The sequence below is a fragment of the Myxococcus sp. AM010 genome, from assembly GCF_013372585.1.
Lineage (GTDB): Bacteria > Myxococcota > Myxococcia > Myxococcales > Myxococcaceae > Myxococcus > Myxococcus vastator.
Map to the genome: position 1 here is coordinate 1 of NZ_JABXEO010000026.1, position 18,002 is coordinate 18,002.

Annotated in this window: 1 protein-coding gene; it reads right to left on the reverse strand. The window is 69.3% G+C overall.

Annotated features, from left to right (window positions below):
- Positions 1-17,999 (reverse strand): non-ribosomal peptide synthase/polyketide synthase (locus HV826_RS14845; RefSeq protein ID WP_176417662.1); only part of this gene is annotated, 17,999 nt, incomplete at its 3' end.
- Positions 18,000-18,002 lie beyond the last annotated feature (3 nt).

An 18,002-nucleotide genomic window follows, 5' to 3' on the forward strand; every position in this document is an offset into this window, starting at 1 on the left:
CCCCACACCTCCAGCGTCGAGGCGTCGAAGGAGATGGGCGCCAGCTGCAGCCACACCTCCTCCGGCCCGAAGTGCGCGAAGTCCGTCCCGAGCACCAAGCGCGACACTGCTCGGTGCGGCACCCCCACGCCCTTCGGCTTCCCCGTGCTTCCAGACGTGAACATCACATACGCCAGGTTGCTCCCGCCCACGTTGGCGACGGGCGTGCTCTCCGGCTGCAAGGCAATCTGCGTGCCCCACTCCGTGTCCACGCACACCACCAACTCACCACCCGCGGCCACCTCGTCCGCCAGCCTCTCCTGCGCCACCAGCAGCGCGACGCCCGCCTCCGCCTTCATCCACGCCAGTCGCTCCAGCGGGTAGCTCGCATCCAGCGGTACGTACACGCCCCCCGCCTTCAGGATTCCCAGCACGCTCACCACCAACTCCAGTGAGCGCTCCACGCACAAGCCCACCCGCACCTCGGGCCCCACTCCCATGCCCTTCAGGTGGTGCGCCAGCTGGTTCGCACGCCGGTTCAACTCCGCGTACGTCAGTCGCTCGTCCTCGTACTCCACCGCCACCGCGTCCGGCGTCCGCTGCGCCTGCTCCTCGAAGAGCGCGCTCAGGCTCGCATCGCGTGGGTACGCCGACGCCGTCCCGCTCCACTCCTTCACCAACCGCTGCTGCTCCTCGCTGCCCATCAGCGGCAGATCAAGTAGCCGCTTCTCCGGCCCTGCGATGGCCGTCTCCAGCAGAGCCCGCAGATGCTGGAGCAGCCGGCGCACCGTCTCTGCTTCGAACAGGTCGGTGTTGTAGTTCGCCGCCACCACCACGCCATCCGGCACCTCCTCCACCACCAGTGACAGGTCGAACTTCGACGTCCGCCCCTCCGAGTCCAGGCCGGAAAGCGTGAGTCCGCCCCCGAGCGCCACCTCCGTCACAGGCGTGTTCTGCAGCGTCAGCGTCACCTGGAACAGTGGACTCCGGCTCAGGTCACGCTCGGGCTGGAGTTCCTCCACCAGCTTCTCGAACGGCACGTCCTGGTGCGCATACGCCCCCAGCGTCACCTCCCGCACCTGAGCGATCAGTTCACGGAAGTTCGACGCCGGAGACACCTTCGTCCGCAGCACCAGCATGTTCGCGAAGAAGCCGATCAGCCCCTCCGTCTCTCCCTGCGTGCGCCCCGCGATGGGAGCCCCCACGCACACGTCCTCCTGCCCTGCATACTTGGACAGCACCACCTGGAAAGCCGCCAGCAGCACCATGAACGGCGTCGCACCTTCACGCCGGCCGAGCGCCTCCATGTCGCGCCAGAGTGCCTTGGGCCACACCTCGTGCCGCAGAGCTCCGCCATACGTCTGGACGGCGGGCCTCGTCTTGTCGGTCGGCAACTCCAGCGCCGCGGGCGCTCCCTCCAGACGTTGCTTCCAGTACCCGAGCTGCGCCTCCAGCACCTCGCCCTTCAGCCACTCGCGCTGCCAGACCGCGTAGTCCGGGTACTGCACCGGCAGTTCCGGCAGGGGGGATGGACGGCCCTGGGAGAAGGCTTCGTACAGCGCCGCGACTTCTCGCACGAGGACGCCCATGGACCAGCCGTCGGAAACGATGTGGTGCGTCATCAGCACCAGGACGTGCTCCCGCTCGCCGAGACGAAGCAGCGTGGTCCGCAGCAACGGCCCCTGAGCCAGCTCGAACGGCCGAAGTGCCTCTACTTCCGCTCGGCGCTGTGCCTCCTGCTCCGCGTCAGGCAGCCCGCTCAGGTCCTCGAACGTGAACGCCACCTGCCCCGCGGGTGCGATGACCTGCACGGGCGCCCCGCCGTCGGCGCGGAAGGTCGTCCGCAGGGATTCATGACGGCGAACCAGCGCGTCGAAGCTGCGCTCCAGCGCGAGCACGTCGAGCGGCCCCGACAGCTTCACCACCGCCGGCACGTTGTAGAAGGCACTCCCCGGCGCGAGCTGCTCCAGGAACCACAAGCGCTGCTGCGCGAACGACAGCGGCAGGACGCTCGTCCGTCCCGCCCGCGGCTTCAACGGAGGCGCGGCGAAGCCCGCTCCGGCGCGCACCCAACGGTCCACCCGCTCGGCGAGCGCGGCCACCGTGGGTGCCTCGAAGAGGTCTCTCAATGGCAGCTCGACACCGAAGGCGCCACGAATCCGGGAGATGGCCTGCGTCGCCAGCAGCGAGTGCCCTCCCAGTTCAAAGAAGCCACTGTGGACCCCAACACGGTCGAGCCCCAACACCTCGGAGAACAGCCCCGCCACCAGCGCTTCCGTGGCCGTGCGCGGCGCGACGAAAGCCTCGGTGTCCACGGCCTGGAAGTCCGGCGCTGGCAGCGCCTTGCGGTCCACCTTGCCGTTGGGCGTCAACGGCAGCGCCTCCAGGACTACCAACGCCTGCGGAACCATGTACTCGGGCAGCGTCTGGCCCAGGAAGTCACGAAGCGCGTCGGCCTCCAGTGTGTGGCCCGGCTTCGGCACGGCGTAGCCCACCAGGCGCTTGCCGTCCGTCCCGCGCGCGTGAGCCACCACGACCGACTCACGCACCGCGGAGTGCCGCTCCAGCGCCGCTTCCACCTCGCCCAGCTCCACGCGGTAGCCGCGGACCTTGAGCTGGTCATCCATGCGACCCAGGAACTCCACCCGGCCATCCGCGAGCAGCCGAGCCCGGTCTCCCGTCCGGTACATCCGCGCCCCCGGCTCGTCCGAGTACGCATCCGGCACGAAGCGCTCGGCGGTCAGCTCCGCCCGGCGCAGGTAGCCGCGGCCCACGGTCCTTCCACTGATGCACAGCTCCCCTGGCACACCCACCGGCACCGGGCGCAGGTACGCATCCAGCACGTAGACGCGCGCGTTCGGAATCGGCCGCCCCAGCGGCACCGACGCCGTCACACGGCCCCGCGGTCCACGCTCCACCCAGAGCGTGAGCACGCCCACGGTCGTCTCGGAGGGCCCGTAGTGGTTGAACACCACCAGGTCCGGTGACAGTTCGTGCACCCGGTCCATCAGCGCCCAATCCGAGACGTCACCGCCCAGCACCAGACGCTGGCGTGGCAATACCCGCTCGGGCTTCCCGGAGGCCAGGAGCGCCTGCAAGTGCGCGGGGACGATCTTCAGGCAGTCCACGGCTTCGCGCTCGAAGAGCGAGGCCAGGGCGGCCGGGTCCGACGCGCACTCGCGAGACACGAGGTGCAGCGCGCCGCCTCGGCAGAGCGTCGGAAAGACAGCGGTGTGTCCCAGGTCCGCCGCCAGCGTGGACACGGAGGCAAACGACGCGCCTCCCGGCAGGTCCAACCGGCGCGTGACGCCGTCTACGTAATGCACCAGTTGCCGGTGCTCGATGGCCACGCCCTTCGGCCGCCCCGTGGAGCCAGAGGTGAAGATGACGTAGGCAAGGTTCTCCGGCGCCGCCACGGGCTCCGGGTTGCGCTCGCTCCGTTCCGACAGAGAAGACGCGTCCGCATCCAGACGGACCACCTCGCCCGCGTCCCAGCGCAGAGCCTCCGCCAGGGCCGCCTGCGTGACCAGCGCCCGGACCCCCGCGTCGGCGAGCACGCTTCGGATGCGCTCGACCGGGAACGTGACGTCCAGCGGCACATAGGCCCCACCCGCCTTGAGAATGCCCCACAGGCCCACCAGGGCGCTGGCCGAGCGGTCCAGGTACAAGCCCACGGGAACATCCGGACCGACGCCCAGCGAACGCAGGTGGTGCGCCAGTTGATTGGCCCGCCGGTTCAGCGCGTCGTAGGTCAGCCGCGAGTCTTCCGCGACGACCGCGAGCGCTTCAGGCGTCTTCGCGGCCTGCTTCTCGAAGAGGGCCTGGATGGTGTCGGGAACGAAGTCGGTGCGGGTGTCGTTCCACTCCACGAGCAGCCGACGCTGCTCCTCTGCGCCCAGCAGCGGCAGCTCGCCCAACCGAGCATCCGGTGTCTGGACCGCGGCCTCCAGCAACACGCGCAGATGGCCCGTCAGCCGGTCCATCGTCTCGGGCTCGAAGAGGTCGCTGTTGTACACGGTGCTGACTGACAACCCCCGCGGTGTCTCGGTCAGCTCCAAGGTGAGGTCGAACTTCGACGTGCGCGAGTCACCGTCCATTCCCGCCAGCGTCAAGCCCGGCAGGTGCAGCTCCACGGTGGGCGTGTTCTGCAGGATGAACATCACCTGGAAGAGTGGGCTGCGGCTCAAGTCGCGATCGGGCTTGAGTTCTTCCACCAGTCGCTCGAAAGGGATGTCCTGATGCGCATACGCGCCGAGCGTCCGTTCGCGAACCTGCGCCAACAGCTCCCGGAACGTGGGGTTTCCGGCGAGTCGCGCACGAAGGACGAGCGTGTTGATGAAGAAGCCAATCAGCCCCTCCGTCTCCGCCCGGGTGCGGTTGGCGATGGGCGAGCCCACGCAAACGTCGTCCTGCCCCGAGTAGCGCGACAACACCGTCTGGAACGCCGCGAGCAGCACCATGAATGGCGTGGCACCTTCACGATGCGCGAGCACCTTGACCGACTCCCACAGGTCGCGCGGCCACTGCACCTCCCGGCTGGCGCCACGGAACGTCTGCACCGCGGGACGCGGCTTGTCCGTGGGAAACTCCAGCGCCTGCGAGGCTCCCTGGAGCTGGTCCTTCCACCAGGCGAGTTGTGACGCCAGGACCTCTCCCTGGAGCCACTCGCGCTGCCACACCGCGTAGTCCGCGTACTGGAGCGGAAGCTCCGGCAGCGGCGACGGCAGGCCCCGCGAGCACGCCTCATACAACGCGGCGACCTCGCGGACGAGCACGCCCATGGACCAGCCGTCCGACACGATGTGGTGCATCACCAGCACCAGCACGTGCTCCTGCTCGGACAGCTTCAGCAATCCCGTGCGCAGCAATGGGCCGCGCGTCAGGCTGAACGGAAGCGCTGCCTCTTCGGCGATCAGGCGTTGGGCTTCCGAAGTTCTCTCCGCCCCGGACAAGCCGCTCAGGTCCACCGCGCGCAGCTGGACTTCCGACTCCGCTGCGATGATCTGAACCGGCGCGCCACCGTTGCTCTGGAAGGTCGTGCGCAGCGACTCGTGCCGGAGCACCAGCGCCCTGAAGGCTTGCTCCAGCGCGTCCACCCGCACCGTCCCCGTCAGCTTCACGGCGATAGGGATGTTGTAGGACGAGCTGCCCGGCTCCAACTGGTCGAGGAACCAAAGGCGCTGCTGCGCGAACGACAGCGGCAACGGCCCGGTTCGCTCGACTCGCGTCGGCGGCGGCACATGCAGAACCTGTACGCCGTTCGCCGCAGTGTCGAGCCGCTGGGCGAGCTTCTCTACCGTGGGCGCCTCGAAGACGTCCCGTAGAGGCAATTCGACGTGGAAGGCCTCGCGAACGCGCGAGACCAACTGCGTGGCCAGCAGCGAGTGCCCGCCCAGCTCGAAGAAGTCCCCGTCGAGACCGACGCGCTCGACGTTCAGCACCTCCGCGAAGATGGACGCCAGCTTCTGTTCAGCAGGTGTTCGCGGTGCAATAAAGCGAGCGCTTGCGGCACGCTCTGTATCCGGCGCGGGCAGCGCCTTGCGGTCCACCTTGCCGTTGGGCGTCAACGGCAGCGCCTCCAGCACCACGTACGCCGACGGCACCATGTACTCCGGCAGCCGCTGCTTCACGTGGCTTCTCAGCGCACTGCCCTCCAGTTCCGCGCCCTCTTGCGCGGTCACATACGCCACCAGTCGCTTGCCCTCGCCATCCTCGCGGGCCACCACCACCGCTTCGTTGACGCCACTGTGCTGGGCCAGCGCCGCTTCCACTTCGCCCAGCTCAATTCGGTAGCCACGCACCTTCACCTGCGTGTCCGCTCGGCCCAGGAACTCCAACGTCCCGTTCCTCAGCCACCGCACCACGTCCCCGGTGCGGTACAGCCGCTCTCCCTCACCGTACGGACTCGGAACGAAGCGCTCCGCCGTCAACTCCGGGCGCCCCACGTACCCCACCGCCAGCCCGTCTCCGCCCACGTACAGCTCGCCCGGTACGCCCACTGGCACCGGACGCATCCCACCGTCCAGCACGTACGCCACCGTGTTCCTCACCGGCCGGCCGATGGACACCGACACTCCGACTTCCTCGGGCTTCTCCATCCGGTACGTGCTGGAGAACGTCGTGTTCTCCGTTGGGCCGTACCCGTTGATGAGCGCACCGCCCGCGGCCAGCCGCTCCTTCACGCGCGACACCGGCAGCGCGTCGCCGCCCGCCAGCAACTGGCGGACACTGGCCAGGGCCTTCGGCTGCCGCGCCTGCATCTGCTCGAAGAGCGCCGCCGTCAGCCACAACGACGTCACGCCTGAAGACTCCAGCTTTCGGCCCAACTCCTCCAGCGACGGTGTCCCTGCTGGGTACACCACCAGCTTCGCGCCGTGCAGCAGCGCGCCCCACACCTCCAACGTCGAGGCGTCGAAGGAGATGGGCGCCAACTGCAGCCACACCTCCTCCGGCCCGAAGTGCGCGAAGTCCGTCCCCAGCACCAGGCGAGACACCGCTCGGTGCGGCACCCCCACGCCCTTCGGCTTCCCCGTGCTTCCAGACGTGAACATCACATACGCCAGGTTGCTCCCGCCCACGTTGGCGACGGGCGTGCTCTCCGCCTGCACGGCAATCTGCGTGTCCCACTCCGTGTCCACGCACACCACCAGCTCGCCACCCGCGGCCACTTCGTCCGCCAGCTTCTCCTGCGCCACCAGCAGCGCGACACCCGCCTCCGCCTTCATCCACGCCAGTCGCTCCAGCGGGTAGCTCGCATCCAGCGGTACGTACACGCCTCCCGCCTTCAGGATGCCCAGCACGCTCACCACCAACTCCAGTGAGCGCTCCACGCACAAGCCCACCCGCACCTCGGGCCCCACTCCCATGCCCTTCAGGTGGTGCGCCAGTTGGTTGGCGCGACGGTTCAACTCCGCGTATGTCAGCCGCTCGTCCTCGTACTCCACCGCCACCGCGTCCGGCGTCCGCTGCGCTTGCTCCTCGAAGAGAACGCTCAGGCTCGCATCGCGTGGGTACGCCGACGCCGTCCCGCTCCACTCCTTCACCAACCGCTGCTGCTCCTCGCTGCCCATCAGCGGCAGCTCGGCCAGCCTCGTCTCTGGCGCGCTCACAGCGGCTTCCAGAAACACCCGCAGGTGCCCCAGCAGCCGCTCCATCGTCGCGGCCTCGAACAGATCGCTGTTGTAGTTCACCGCCACGGAGAACCCGTGCGGCACCTCTTCCGCGAGCAGCGACAAATCGAACTTCGAGGTCTTCTCCTCGGCGTCGACGCCCGTCAGCGTCAACTCCCGCAGTTGGACCTCGGAGAAAGGTGTGTTCTGCAGCGTCAGCGTCACCTGGAACAACGGGCTCCGGCTCAGATCACGCTCAGGATGAAGCTCCTCCACCAGCTTCTCGAACGGCACGTCCTGGTGCGCATACGCCCCCAGCGTCACTTCGCGGACCTGTGCCAACAGTTCGCGAAAGCTCAACACCGGGGACACCTTCGTCCGCAGCACCAACGTGTTGACGAAGAAGCCAATCAGCCCCTCCGTCTCCTCACGCGTGCGTCCCGCGATGGGCGATCCCACGCTCACGTCGTCCTGGCCCGAGTAGCGCGACAGCACCGCTTGGAAGGCCGCGAGCAGCACCATGAACGGTGTCGCGCCCTCTCTCTGCCCGAGCGCCTTCACCGCGGCCCATCGCTCGGAGGGCCAGATCGTCTCCTGCATGCCCCCGCGGAATGTCTGCGTCGCCGGGCGAGGCTTGTCCGTGGGCAACTCCAACGCACTCGGCGCTCCAGCGAGCTGCTGTCGCCAGTATCCGAGCTGCGTCTCCAACACGTCGTCCGCCAGCCACGCGTGCTGCCAGACGGCGTAATCGCCGTACTGGAGCGGAAGGTCCGGCAACGAGGAGCGCTGTCCCTGGGACAGCGACTCGTAGAGCTCGGCCACCTCGCGCACGAGGATGCCCATGGACCATTCGTCCGACACGATGTGGTGCATCACCAGCACCAGGACGTGCTCCCGCTCCCGCAGCTGAAGCAGCGTGGCTCGCAGCAACGGGCCCTTCTTCAGGTCGAAGGGCCGCTGGGCTTCCTCTTCAGCCCAGCGCTTCGCGGCGGCATCACGCCCGGTGTCCTCCAGCGCTTCCAGGGACACCACGGCGAAAGCAAGAGTCGGCTCGGCCGAGATGACCTGCGCCGGGGTTCCACCCTCGGCGCGGAAGGTCGTCCGCAGGGGCTCATGGCGGCGCACCAACTCCTCGAAGCTCCACTCCAGCGCGCGCGGGTCCAATGGGCCCGTCAACTTCACCACCGCGGACACGTTGTAGAACGCGCTCCCCGGCTGGAGCTGATCCAGGAACCACAGCCGCTGCTGCGCGAACGACAAAGGCAGCTCACGGGCGCGCGGCACCACCGGGCTTCGGAGCACCGGTAGCTCGACCCCGGACCGCTTCGCCTGTTCAATGCGACGCGCCAGCTCCGCCACCGTGGGCGCCTCGAACAACTCCCGCAGCGCGAGCTCCACCCGGAAGGCCGAACGCACCCTCGAGACGAACTGCGTCGCGAGGAGCGAGTGGCCCCCCAGTTCAAAGAATCCGTCGTGGATGCCTACGCGCTCCACGCCCAGCACCCGGCTGAAGAATCCGCAGAGCAGCTCTTCCGTCGGGGTGCGCGGTGCGACGTACTGTCGCTCGCTGACGTCCACGTCTGGGGCGGGCAGCGCCTTGCGGTCCACCTTCCCACTGGGGAGCAGCGGCAGCGACTCCAAGACGACGAACCACGAAGGCACCATCGCCGGAGGCAGACGCTCCCCCAGGAAGGCCCGCAGCGCCGCGGCCTCCACGGCTCCTGACGCCTCCCCTGGCACCACGTAGGCCACGAGCCGCGGCTCGTCCGAAGCATCCTTCCGCGCCACCACCACGGCGACGTGGACGGCAGGGTGCTCCGCCAGCACCGCTTCCACCTCGCCGGGTTCGACACGGTGACCCCGCACCTTCACCTGCGTGTCCACGCGACCCAGGAACTCCAGCGAGCCTCCCGAGCGCCACCGCGCCTGGTCACCCGTGCGGTAGAGCCGGGCGCCCGGCGCACGAGCAAAGGCGTCCGGCACGAAGCGCTCCGCTGTCAGGTCCGGCCGGCCCACGTAGCCGCGAGCCAGGCCCTCTCCACCGACGAAGAGTTCGCCCGGGACGCCCACTGGGACTGGCTGGCCCTGTGCGTCCAGGACGTAGGCCTGGGTGTTCGCGATGGGCCGACCAATGGGCGCGAAGGGGCCTTCGCCCAGGTCGCCTCCCAGCCAGGCCGTGGCATCGACCGTGGTCTCGGTCGGCCCGTACGCATTGATGACGGTCGTGGACGGCAGCCGCGCCCGGGCCTGGTGAACGAGCTCCACCGGCAGCGCCTCGCCCCCGGACACCAGCACCCTCAGGCCCGAGGCTCGCGCCACATCTTCATGCGCCAACAGGACGCGCAGCTGTGACGGAACCAACTGGAGCACCGTGACCCGCAAGCGCTCCAACGCGGCCAGCAGCACCTCGGTGTCGCTCTCGGCATCGGGCGGTGCGATGACCAGCCGAGCACCAGAGACCAGCGTGGCCAGCAGCTCGGGCACCGAGGCGTCGAAGCCAGCAGAGGCCTTCTGCAACACCCGGTCTCCCGTGCCCAGCTTCAACGCGGCGATGAACCACGCCGTGTGTCGCGCCAATGCGCGGTGGGAGACGAGCACGCCCTTGGGACGTCCCGTAGACCCCGAGGTGAAGAGGACGTAGGCGGCGTTGTCCGCCAACGCGCTCGAACTCCAAGGCTCGGCCGCGGCTGCCCCAAGGTCATCCTCGAGCAACACCATGGGCATCGAGGCCGCGGGCATCACGTCCCGCAGCGCCCGCTGGGTGAGGAGCACCGCGGGCGCCGCGTCCTCCAGGATGCGCGCCAGTCGCTCACGGGGAGCCTCCGGCTCCAGCGGCACCCAGGCCCCACCGGCCTCCAGGATGGCGAGCAGCCCCACCACCAGCTCCGGCGAGCGGCGCGCGCAGAGGCCCACTCGGACCTCGGGGCCAACCCCCAGCCGCCGCAAGTGCGCCGCCAGCACGTGGCTGCGGGCCATCAACTCCGCGAAGGTGAGCTGCCCACCCTCCCAGGCGAGCGCCACCGTCTCCGGCATGCGCGTCGCAAGGTTCGCCAACTGCACGTGCACGGGCGTATCGCGCGGATACTCCGCCGCGGTGTCGTTCCATTCGACCAGGAGCTGATGCCGCTCCTGAGGAGAGAGCAGCGGCAGCTCGGACAAACGGCGGTCCGGGGAGGCCACGGCAGCCGCCAACAGCGTGAGCCAGTGCGCGGCCATGCCCTGGATGGTGGCCGTCTCGAAGAGGTCCGCGTTGTATTCGAAGACACCGGAGAAGCCTTCCGACAGGTCCTCCAACGCCAGCGTCAGGAAGAACTTCGCGGCGCCGATCTCCGTGTCCATCGCGCTCATCGACAGCCCGGGCACGAGCGCCTCCGGCACAGGCGTGTTCTGCAGGGAGAACATCACCTGGAACAGCGGCGAGTGACTGAGGGTGCGCTCCGGCTGGAGCTCTTCCACGAGCTGCTCGAAGGGAACGTCCTGATGCGCGTAGGCGCCCAGCGCCGCGTCCTTCACCTCGCGGAGCAGCGTGAGGAACGGCTTCTCCGCGGACGGACGTGCCCGCAGCGCCAGGGTGTTGACGAAGAAGCCGATGAGCCCCTCCGTCTCCGCCCGGTTGCGTCCGGCGACGGGCGTTCCCACCACCAGGTCGTCCTGCCCCGAGTACCGGGCCAACAAGGCTTGAAAGCCCGCCAGCAGCACCATGAACGGCGTCGCGCCATGCCGCTGCGCCAGCGCCTTCACGCCTGAGGACAGCGCCGGTGGGAGGCTCACCGGGAGGTTCGCGCCCCGGAAGGTCTGAACCGCGGGCAGCGGCCTGTCCGTGGGAATCGAGAGGACCTGAGGGGCTCCTTCGAGCTGCTGACGCCACCAGTCCAGTTGCCGCTGAAGCGCGCCACTCTCCAGCCAGGCGCGCTGCCACGAGGAGAAGTCACCGTATTGCACGTCCAGTTCGGGCAGCGGCGACGGCTGTCCTTCGCGGAAGGCACCGTAGAGGCCCGCGAGTTCCCGGACGATGACGCCCATGGACCACCCGTCCGAGACGATGTGGTGCATGTTCGCCAGGAGCACATGCTCCGCCTCGGAGCACTTCAGCAATCGCGTGCGAAGCAACGGTCCACTGGCGAGGTCGAATCCGCGGAGTGCCTCCTCACGCAGCAGTCGATGGACCTCCGCCTCGGCCGCGTCGGACGAGAGCGACGACAGGTCCACCACCGGCAGGGCGTTCACCGCCTGCTGGGAGACAATCTGCACGGGCGTCCCGCCCTCTGCGCGGAACGTCGTTCGAAGGACTTCATGACGGCGCACCAACTCACAGAGCGCGCGCTCCAGTGCATCCACCCGCAGAGCGCCCGAAAGTCGGATGGCCAAGGGGATGTTGTAGACGGGGCTCCCTGGTTCCAGTTGTTCGAGGAACCACAGCCGCTGCTGCGCGAATGACAGCGGCAGTGCTCCCAACCGTGGCGCTCGCTTCAAGGGCGGTGCGTGAAGGGCTGAAGCCCCCGCCTGCATTTCCTCCAGCCGGAGGGCCAGTTTCTCCACCGTCGGCGATTCGAAGACGTCTCTCAGGGGGAGTTCCACCTGGAAGAATTCGCGGACGCGCGACACCAACTGCGTGGCCAGCAGCGAGTGGCCGCCCAGCTCGAAGAAGTCTCCGTCGAGCCCGACGCGCTCGACATTGAGCACCTCGGTGAAGATGGACGCCAGCTTCTGTTCGGTCGCGGTCCGAGGCGCCTCGAAGTGCGCCGTCTTCGGACCTTGTGCATCCGGGGCTGGCAGTGCCTTGCGGTCTACCTTGCCGTTGGGCGTCAACGGCAGCGCCTCCAGCACCACGTACGCAGACGGCACCATGTACTCCGGCAGCCGCTGCTTCACGTGGCTTCTCAGCGCACCCGCGTCCAGCAAGGCGCCTTCCTGCGCCGTGACGTAGGCCACCAACCGCTTGCCTTCATTCCCGTCCTCGCGAGCCACCACGACGGCTTCGTTGACGCCACCGTGCTGGGCCAGCGCCGCTTCCACTTCGCCCAGCTCAATTCGGTAGCCACGCACCTTCACCTGCGTGTCCGCTCGGCCCAGGAACTCCAGCGCCCCGTTCCTCAGCCACCGCACCACGTCGCCCGTTCGGTACAGCCGCTCTCCGTCGCCGTATGGACTCGGCACGAAGCGCTCCGCCGTCAACTCCGGGCGCCCCACGTACCCCACCGCCAACCCGTCTCCGCCCACGTACAGCTCGCCCGGTACGCCCACTGGCACCGGGCGCATCCCACCGTCCAGCACGTACGCCACCGTGTTCTTCACCGGCCGGCCGATGGGCACCGAAGCGCCCACCTCTTCCGGCTTCTCCATCCGGTACGTGCTGGAGAACGTCGTGTTCTCCGTCGGGCCGTACCCGTTGATGAGCACACCGCCCGCGGCCAGCCGCTCCTTCACGCGCGACACCGGCAGCGCGTCGCCGCCCGCCAGCAACTGGCGGACACTGGCCAAGGCCTTCGGCTGCCGCGCCTGCATCTGCTCGAAGAGCGCCGCCGTCAGCCACAACGACGTCACGCCTGAAGACTCCAGCTTGCGGCCCAACTCCTCCAGCGACGGCGTCCCCGCCGGGTACACCACCAGCTTCGCGCCGTGCAGCAGCGCGCCCCACACCTCCAACGTCGAGGCGTCGAAGGAGATGGGCGCCAGCTGCAGCCACACCTCCTCCGGCCCGAAGTGCGCGAAGTCCGTCCCGAGCACCAAGCGCGACACTGCTCGGTGCGGCACCCCCACGCCCTTCGGCTTCCCCGTGCTTCCCGACGTGAACATCACATACGCCAGGTTGCTCCCGCTCACGTTGGCGACGGGCGTGCTCTCCGGCTGCAAGGCAATCTGCGTGTCCCACTCCGTGTCCACGCACACCACCAGCTCGCCGCCCGCGGCCACCTCGTCCGCCAGCTTCTCCTGCGCCACCAGCAGCGCGACACCCGCCTCCTGCTTCATCCACGCCAGTCGCTCCAGCGGGTAGCTCGCATCCAGCGGTACGTACACGCCCCCCGCCTTCAGGATGCCCAGCACGCTCACCACCAGCTCCAGTGAGCGCTCCACGCACAAGCCCACCCGCACCTCGGGCCCCACTCCCATGCCCTTCAGGTGGTGCGCCAGCTGGTTCGCACGCCGGTTCAACTCCGCGTACGTCAGCCGCTCGTCCTCGTACTCCACCGCCACCACGTCCGGCGTCCGCTGCACCTGCTCCTCGAAGAGAACGCTCAGGCTCGCATCGCGCGGGTACGTAGACGCCGTCCCACCCCACTCCGTCACCAACCGCTGCTGCTCCTCACGGCCCATCAGCGGCAGCTCGGCCAGCCGCGCCTCCGGATCAGCGACGGCGGCCTCCAACAGCACCTTCAAGTGTCCGAGCATCCGGTCCATCGTCCCGGCCTCGAACAAGTCGCTGTTGTAGTTCACCATCGCCACGACTCCGTCCGGCACCTCCTCCACCACCAGGGACAGGTCGAACTTCGACGTCTTCTCCTCCGCCGCCAGTCCCTTGAGGGTGATGCCCTTCAGTTGGACTTCGGCGGCGGGGGTGTTCTGAAGCGTCAGCGTCACCTGGAACAGCGGACTGCGACTCAAGTCACGCTCGGGCTGGAGCTCCTCCACCAGCTTCTCGAATGACACGTCCTGGTGCGCATACGCGCCCAGCGTCACCTCGCGGACCTGCCCCAACAGCGCGCGGAAGCTCAGCGAGGGCGACAGCTTCGAGCGCAGGACCAGCGTGTTGACGAAGAAGCCAATCAGCCCCTCCGTCTCCGAGTGCGAACGCCCCGCGATGGGAGCCCCCACGCTCACGTCGTCCTGGCCCGAGTAGCGCGAAAGCACCGTCTGGAACGCGGCCAGCAACACCATGAAGGGCGTCGCGCCCTCGCGTCGGCCGAGCGACTCCACCTCACGCCACAGCGCCTTCGGCCACAGGACATGCAGGTTCGCGCCCCGGAACGTCTGCGCGGCGGGTCGCGGTTTGTCCGTGGGCAGCTCCAACGCTCGCGACGCGCCAGTGAGCTGCTTTCGCCAGTACGCGAGCTGCGCCTCCAGCACCTGCCCCTTGAGCCAGTCGCGCTGCCACAGCGCGAAGTCCGCGTACTGCACGGACAGCTCGGGCAACCGCGCCGTCCGCCCCTGGGACAAGGCCTCGTAGAGCGCGGCAACCTCCCGCACGAGGACGCCCATGGACCAGTAGTCCGACACGATGTGGTGCATCACCAGCACCAGCACGTGCTCCTGCTCGGACACCTTGAGCAGCGCCGTGCGCAGCAAGGGCCCCTGCTCCAGTTGGAACGGACGGCCCACCTCCGCCTCCGTCCGAGCCTTCGCCGCGGCCTCGCGTTCGCCCTCCGGCAACCCGGACAGGTCCACCACCTCCAGCGGCACCTGCGTCTCCGCGGAGATGACCTGCACCGGCGTTCCACCTTCGGCGCGGAACGTGGTGCGCAGCGATTCATGCCTGCGGACCAACGCCTCGAAGCTCCGTGCCAGCGCACCGACGTCCAGCGCCCCCGTCACGCGCACGGGCGCCCAGAGGTTGTAGGACGTATTCGCCGGGTCGAGCTGCGCCAGGAACCACAGGCGCTGTTGCGCGAATGACAGCGGCGCCGTTCCGCCGCGCTCCATCCGCTTCAGCGGAGGCGCCGGAATGCCCGCGGTCGCCACCGCTCTGGAGATCCGCTCCGCGAGCGCCGCCACCGTGGCCGACTCGAAGACGTCGCGCAGCGGCAGGTCCACCCGGAAGGCCTCACGGACCCGCGCGACCAGTTGCATGGCCAGCAGCGAGTGTCCGCCCACCTCGAAGAAATTGTCGTGCAGCCCCACCGACTCCAGGCGCAGCACCTCCGCCCAGAAGCCCGCGAGCATCTGCTCCACGGGCGTGCGCGGCGCGACGTGCGCCTCCCTTCGGGGCTCCCTCACCGCCTCCGGCGCGGGGAGCGCCTTGCGGTCCACCTTCCCGTTCGGAAGCAGCGGGAGCCGCTCCAGCGCCACCACCGCCTGCGGCACCATGAATCGCGGCAGGCGCGACTCCAAGCCCGCGCGCACCTCGCCGCCTTCCAGCATGCGCCCATCACGGGGCACCACGTAGGCCACCAGTCGCTTGTCGCCCGGTGCATCCTCGCGCACCACGACCAGCGCCTCGCGCACGCCCGACTGCCCGAGCAGCGCCGACTCCACCTCACCGGGCTCGATGCGATGACCGCGCACCTTCACCTGCGAGTCACCCCGGCCCAGGTACTCCAGGACGCCGTCCCGCCGCCAACGCGCCTTGTCGCCGGTGCGGTACAGCCGCGCCCCGTTCCCATGGGGCGCGGGGACGAACCGCTCCGCGGTCAGCTCCGGCCGGCTGAGATACCCTCGCGCCACGCCTTCGCCACCGACGTACAACTCGCCCACCACGCCCGCGGGGACCGGCTCCAGCTCACCGTCGAGGACGTAGACGCGGACATTCGTCAGCGGCCGGCCAATGGCCACCTCGCGCCCGGAGTCCTCCGCGTCGGTGGTCAGGTCCACGGCCGTGGCCACCGCCGTCACTTCGGTGAGACCGTAGGTGTTCAGCAGAGGAACGGCGCGGCCCACGCGCCGCCGCCACTGCGATACCCGCGTGGGGATGGCGCGCTCACCGCCAATGACGACCCACTTCAAGCCGGAGGGCAGACGCGCCTTGCCTTCATCCAGGCTCGCCGTCACCTCGTGCCAGAAGGCCGTGGGCAGGTTGAGCTGGGTGATGCCGGCCGCTTCACACCGGGCCAGGAAGACGTCCGGGACGTCCAGCATCTCAGGCGTGCGCAGCACCAGCGTGCCGCCGCGCGTGAGGCACGGATAGATCTCCTCCGCGCTCGTGTCCCAACTGATGGACGCGAACTGGAGCACCCTGTCGCCCGGCGCCACCGGGCAGACCTGCCACTCCGCGCGGATGAAGCTCACCAGCGAGCGGTGCTGCACCACCACGCCCTTCGGCCGCCCCGTGGAGCCTGACGTGTAGAGCACGTACGCCGCGGCTTCCGGTGGCACGATGACGGCCGGCTCGGGCGTCATCCCCTCCGCGTCCGGCGTGAGCGAAGCCACGTCCAGCCACAACCGCCCCGGTGCCTCGCCCAGCTTCTCGCGGTACGGCTGCCGCGCCACGACCACGCGAGCACCGCTGTCCTCCAGCATGTAGCCCAGCCGCTCCGCTGGATACTCCGGGTCCAGCGGCACGTAGGCGCCGCCCGCCTTGAGCACCCCCAGCAACGCCGCCAGCAAGTCGACCGAGCGCTCTACGCACACGGCCACTCGGGACTCCAGGCCCACGCCGAGCGTGCGCAGACGCGCCGCCACGAGGTTCGCCCGCGCGTTCAGCTCGCGATACGCCACGGCCTCACCGCCGGACACCACTGCGGTGGCGTCCGGTGTCCGCGCGACCTGCGCTTCGAACAGCGCATGGGCGCAGGCGTCCGGAGGCAGGGGCTCGTCCGCGCCGTTCCACGTCACCAGCAACCGGTGCCGCTCCTCGGCCCGGAGCATCGCCAGCGTCTCCACCGGCCGGTCCGGTGACGTCACCGCCGCGTCGAGCAGCGTCTCCAGATGGCCCAACAGTCCGTCAACGGTGGCCGCGTCGTACAAGTCCGCGTTGTACGTGGCAGTCAGCGCAAGGCCCTCAGGGCCTCGGGACATCAACAGGGTCAGGTCCAGGTCGGTGCTCGACACCTCCGCGTCGAGCACGCGCACGCCGAGTCCTGGCACCGCGCGGAGCGGTGGCGGCGCGTCGACTTCTCCGAAGAGCACCTGGAACATCGGTGCGCGCGTCGGGTCCTGCTCCACGCCCAGGGCCTTCAGCAGCGGCTCGAAAGGGACATGCGCGTTCGCGAAGGCCTCCGTCGTGTCCGCCTTCGCGCGGCGCAGCAGCTCACGGAAGCCCGGCCGGCCGGAGAGGTCCGCTCGCAGGACCAGCGGCTCGACGAAGAGGCCCACCAGCCCTTCCGTCTCCTGCCGGCCCCGGTTCGTGTACGAGGCGCCGATGAGCAGGTCCTTCTGCCCGGTGTAGCGTGAGAGCAGGACCTGGAGCCCGGCGAGCACGGCCATGAACAACGTGGCGCCTTCGGCCTGTGCCAGGGACTCGAGCCGCTCCACCCAGGACACGGGCAACAGGGCCCCACGCTGCGCCGCCCTTCCCGTCGCGGAGCGCCGCGGCCGGTCCGTGGGAAGCTCCAGTTCATGCGGCGCGCCCTCCAGTCGCTTGCGCCAGAGCTCCAGGTGCGCGTCGAGCGCGTCACCGCGCAGCTTGCCCCGCTGCCAGGATGCGTAATCTCCATACTGGAGCGGCACCGCGGGCAGCGGCGACGGCAGCCCCTGGGCGAAGGCGACATAGAGCGCCACCACCTCTTGGGTGAGCACGCCCAGGGACACACGGTCGGCGCTGAGGTGGTGCGCCACCACCAGGAGCACGTGGCGCTCCGGCGCCACGCGCAGCAACACCCCGCGAGCCAGCGGGCCGCGGGACAGGTCGAACGGTGTCTCCAGCTCAAGCTGGATGCGCTGCCGCACGGCGGCGTCACGCGCCGCCTCCGGAACGTCTTCCAGTCCCTCCACCGTGAACGGCAGGCGTGCCTGGGGGTCAACGAACTGCACCGGTGTGCCAGAGACCTCGCCGAAGTGCGTGCGCAGCGACTCGTGGCGGCGCGCCACTTCCTGGAGGCTCCGCTCCAGCACGGCCACGTCCAGGCGGCCGGACAGCTCCAGGACCCGCGGCAGGTGGTAGGCAGGCAGCCCGGGTGAGCGCTGCTCCAGCAACCACAGCCGCTGCTGGGAGAACGTCAGCGGCAACGCGGGCCGGGGCTTCTTCTCCAACCGCTTCGCGAGCAGCGCGAGCTTCTCCTCGCGCGTGAGCGTGGGCTTCTTGTCCATCTCATTTCCCATGGC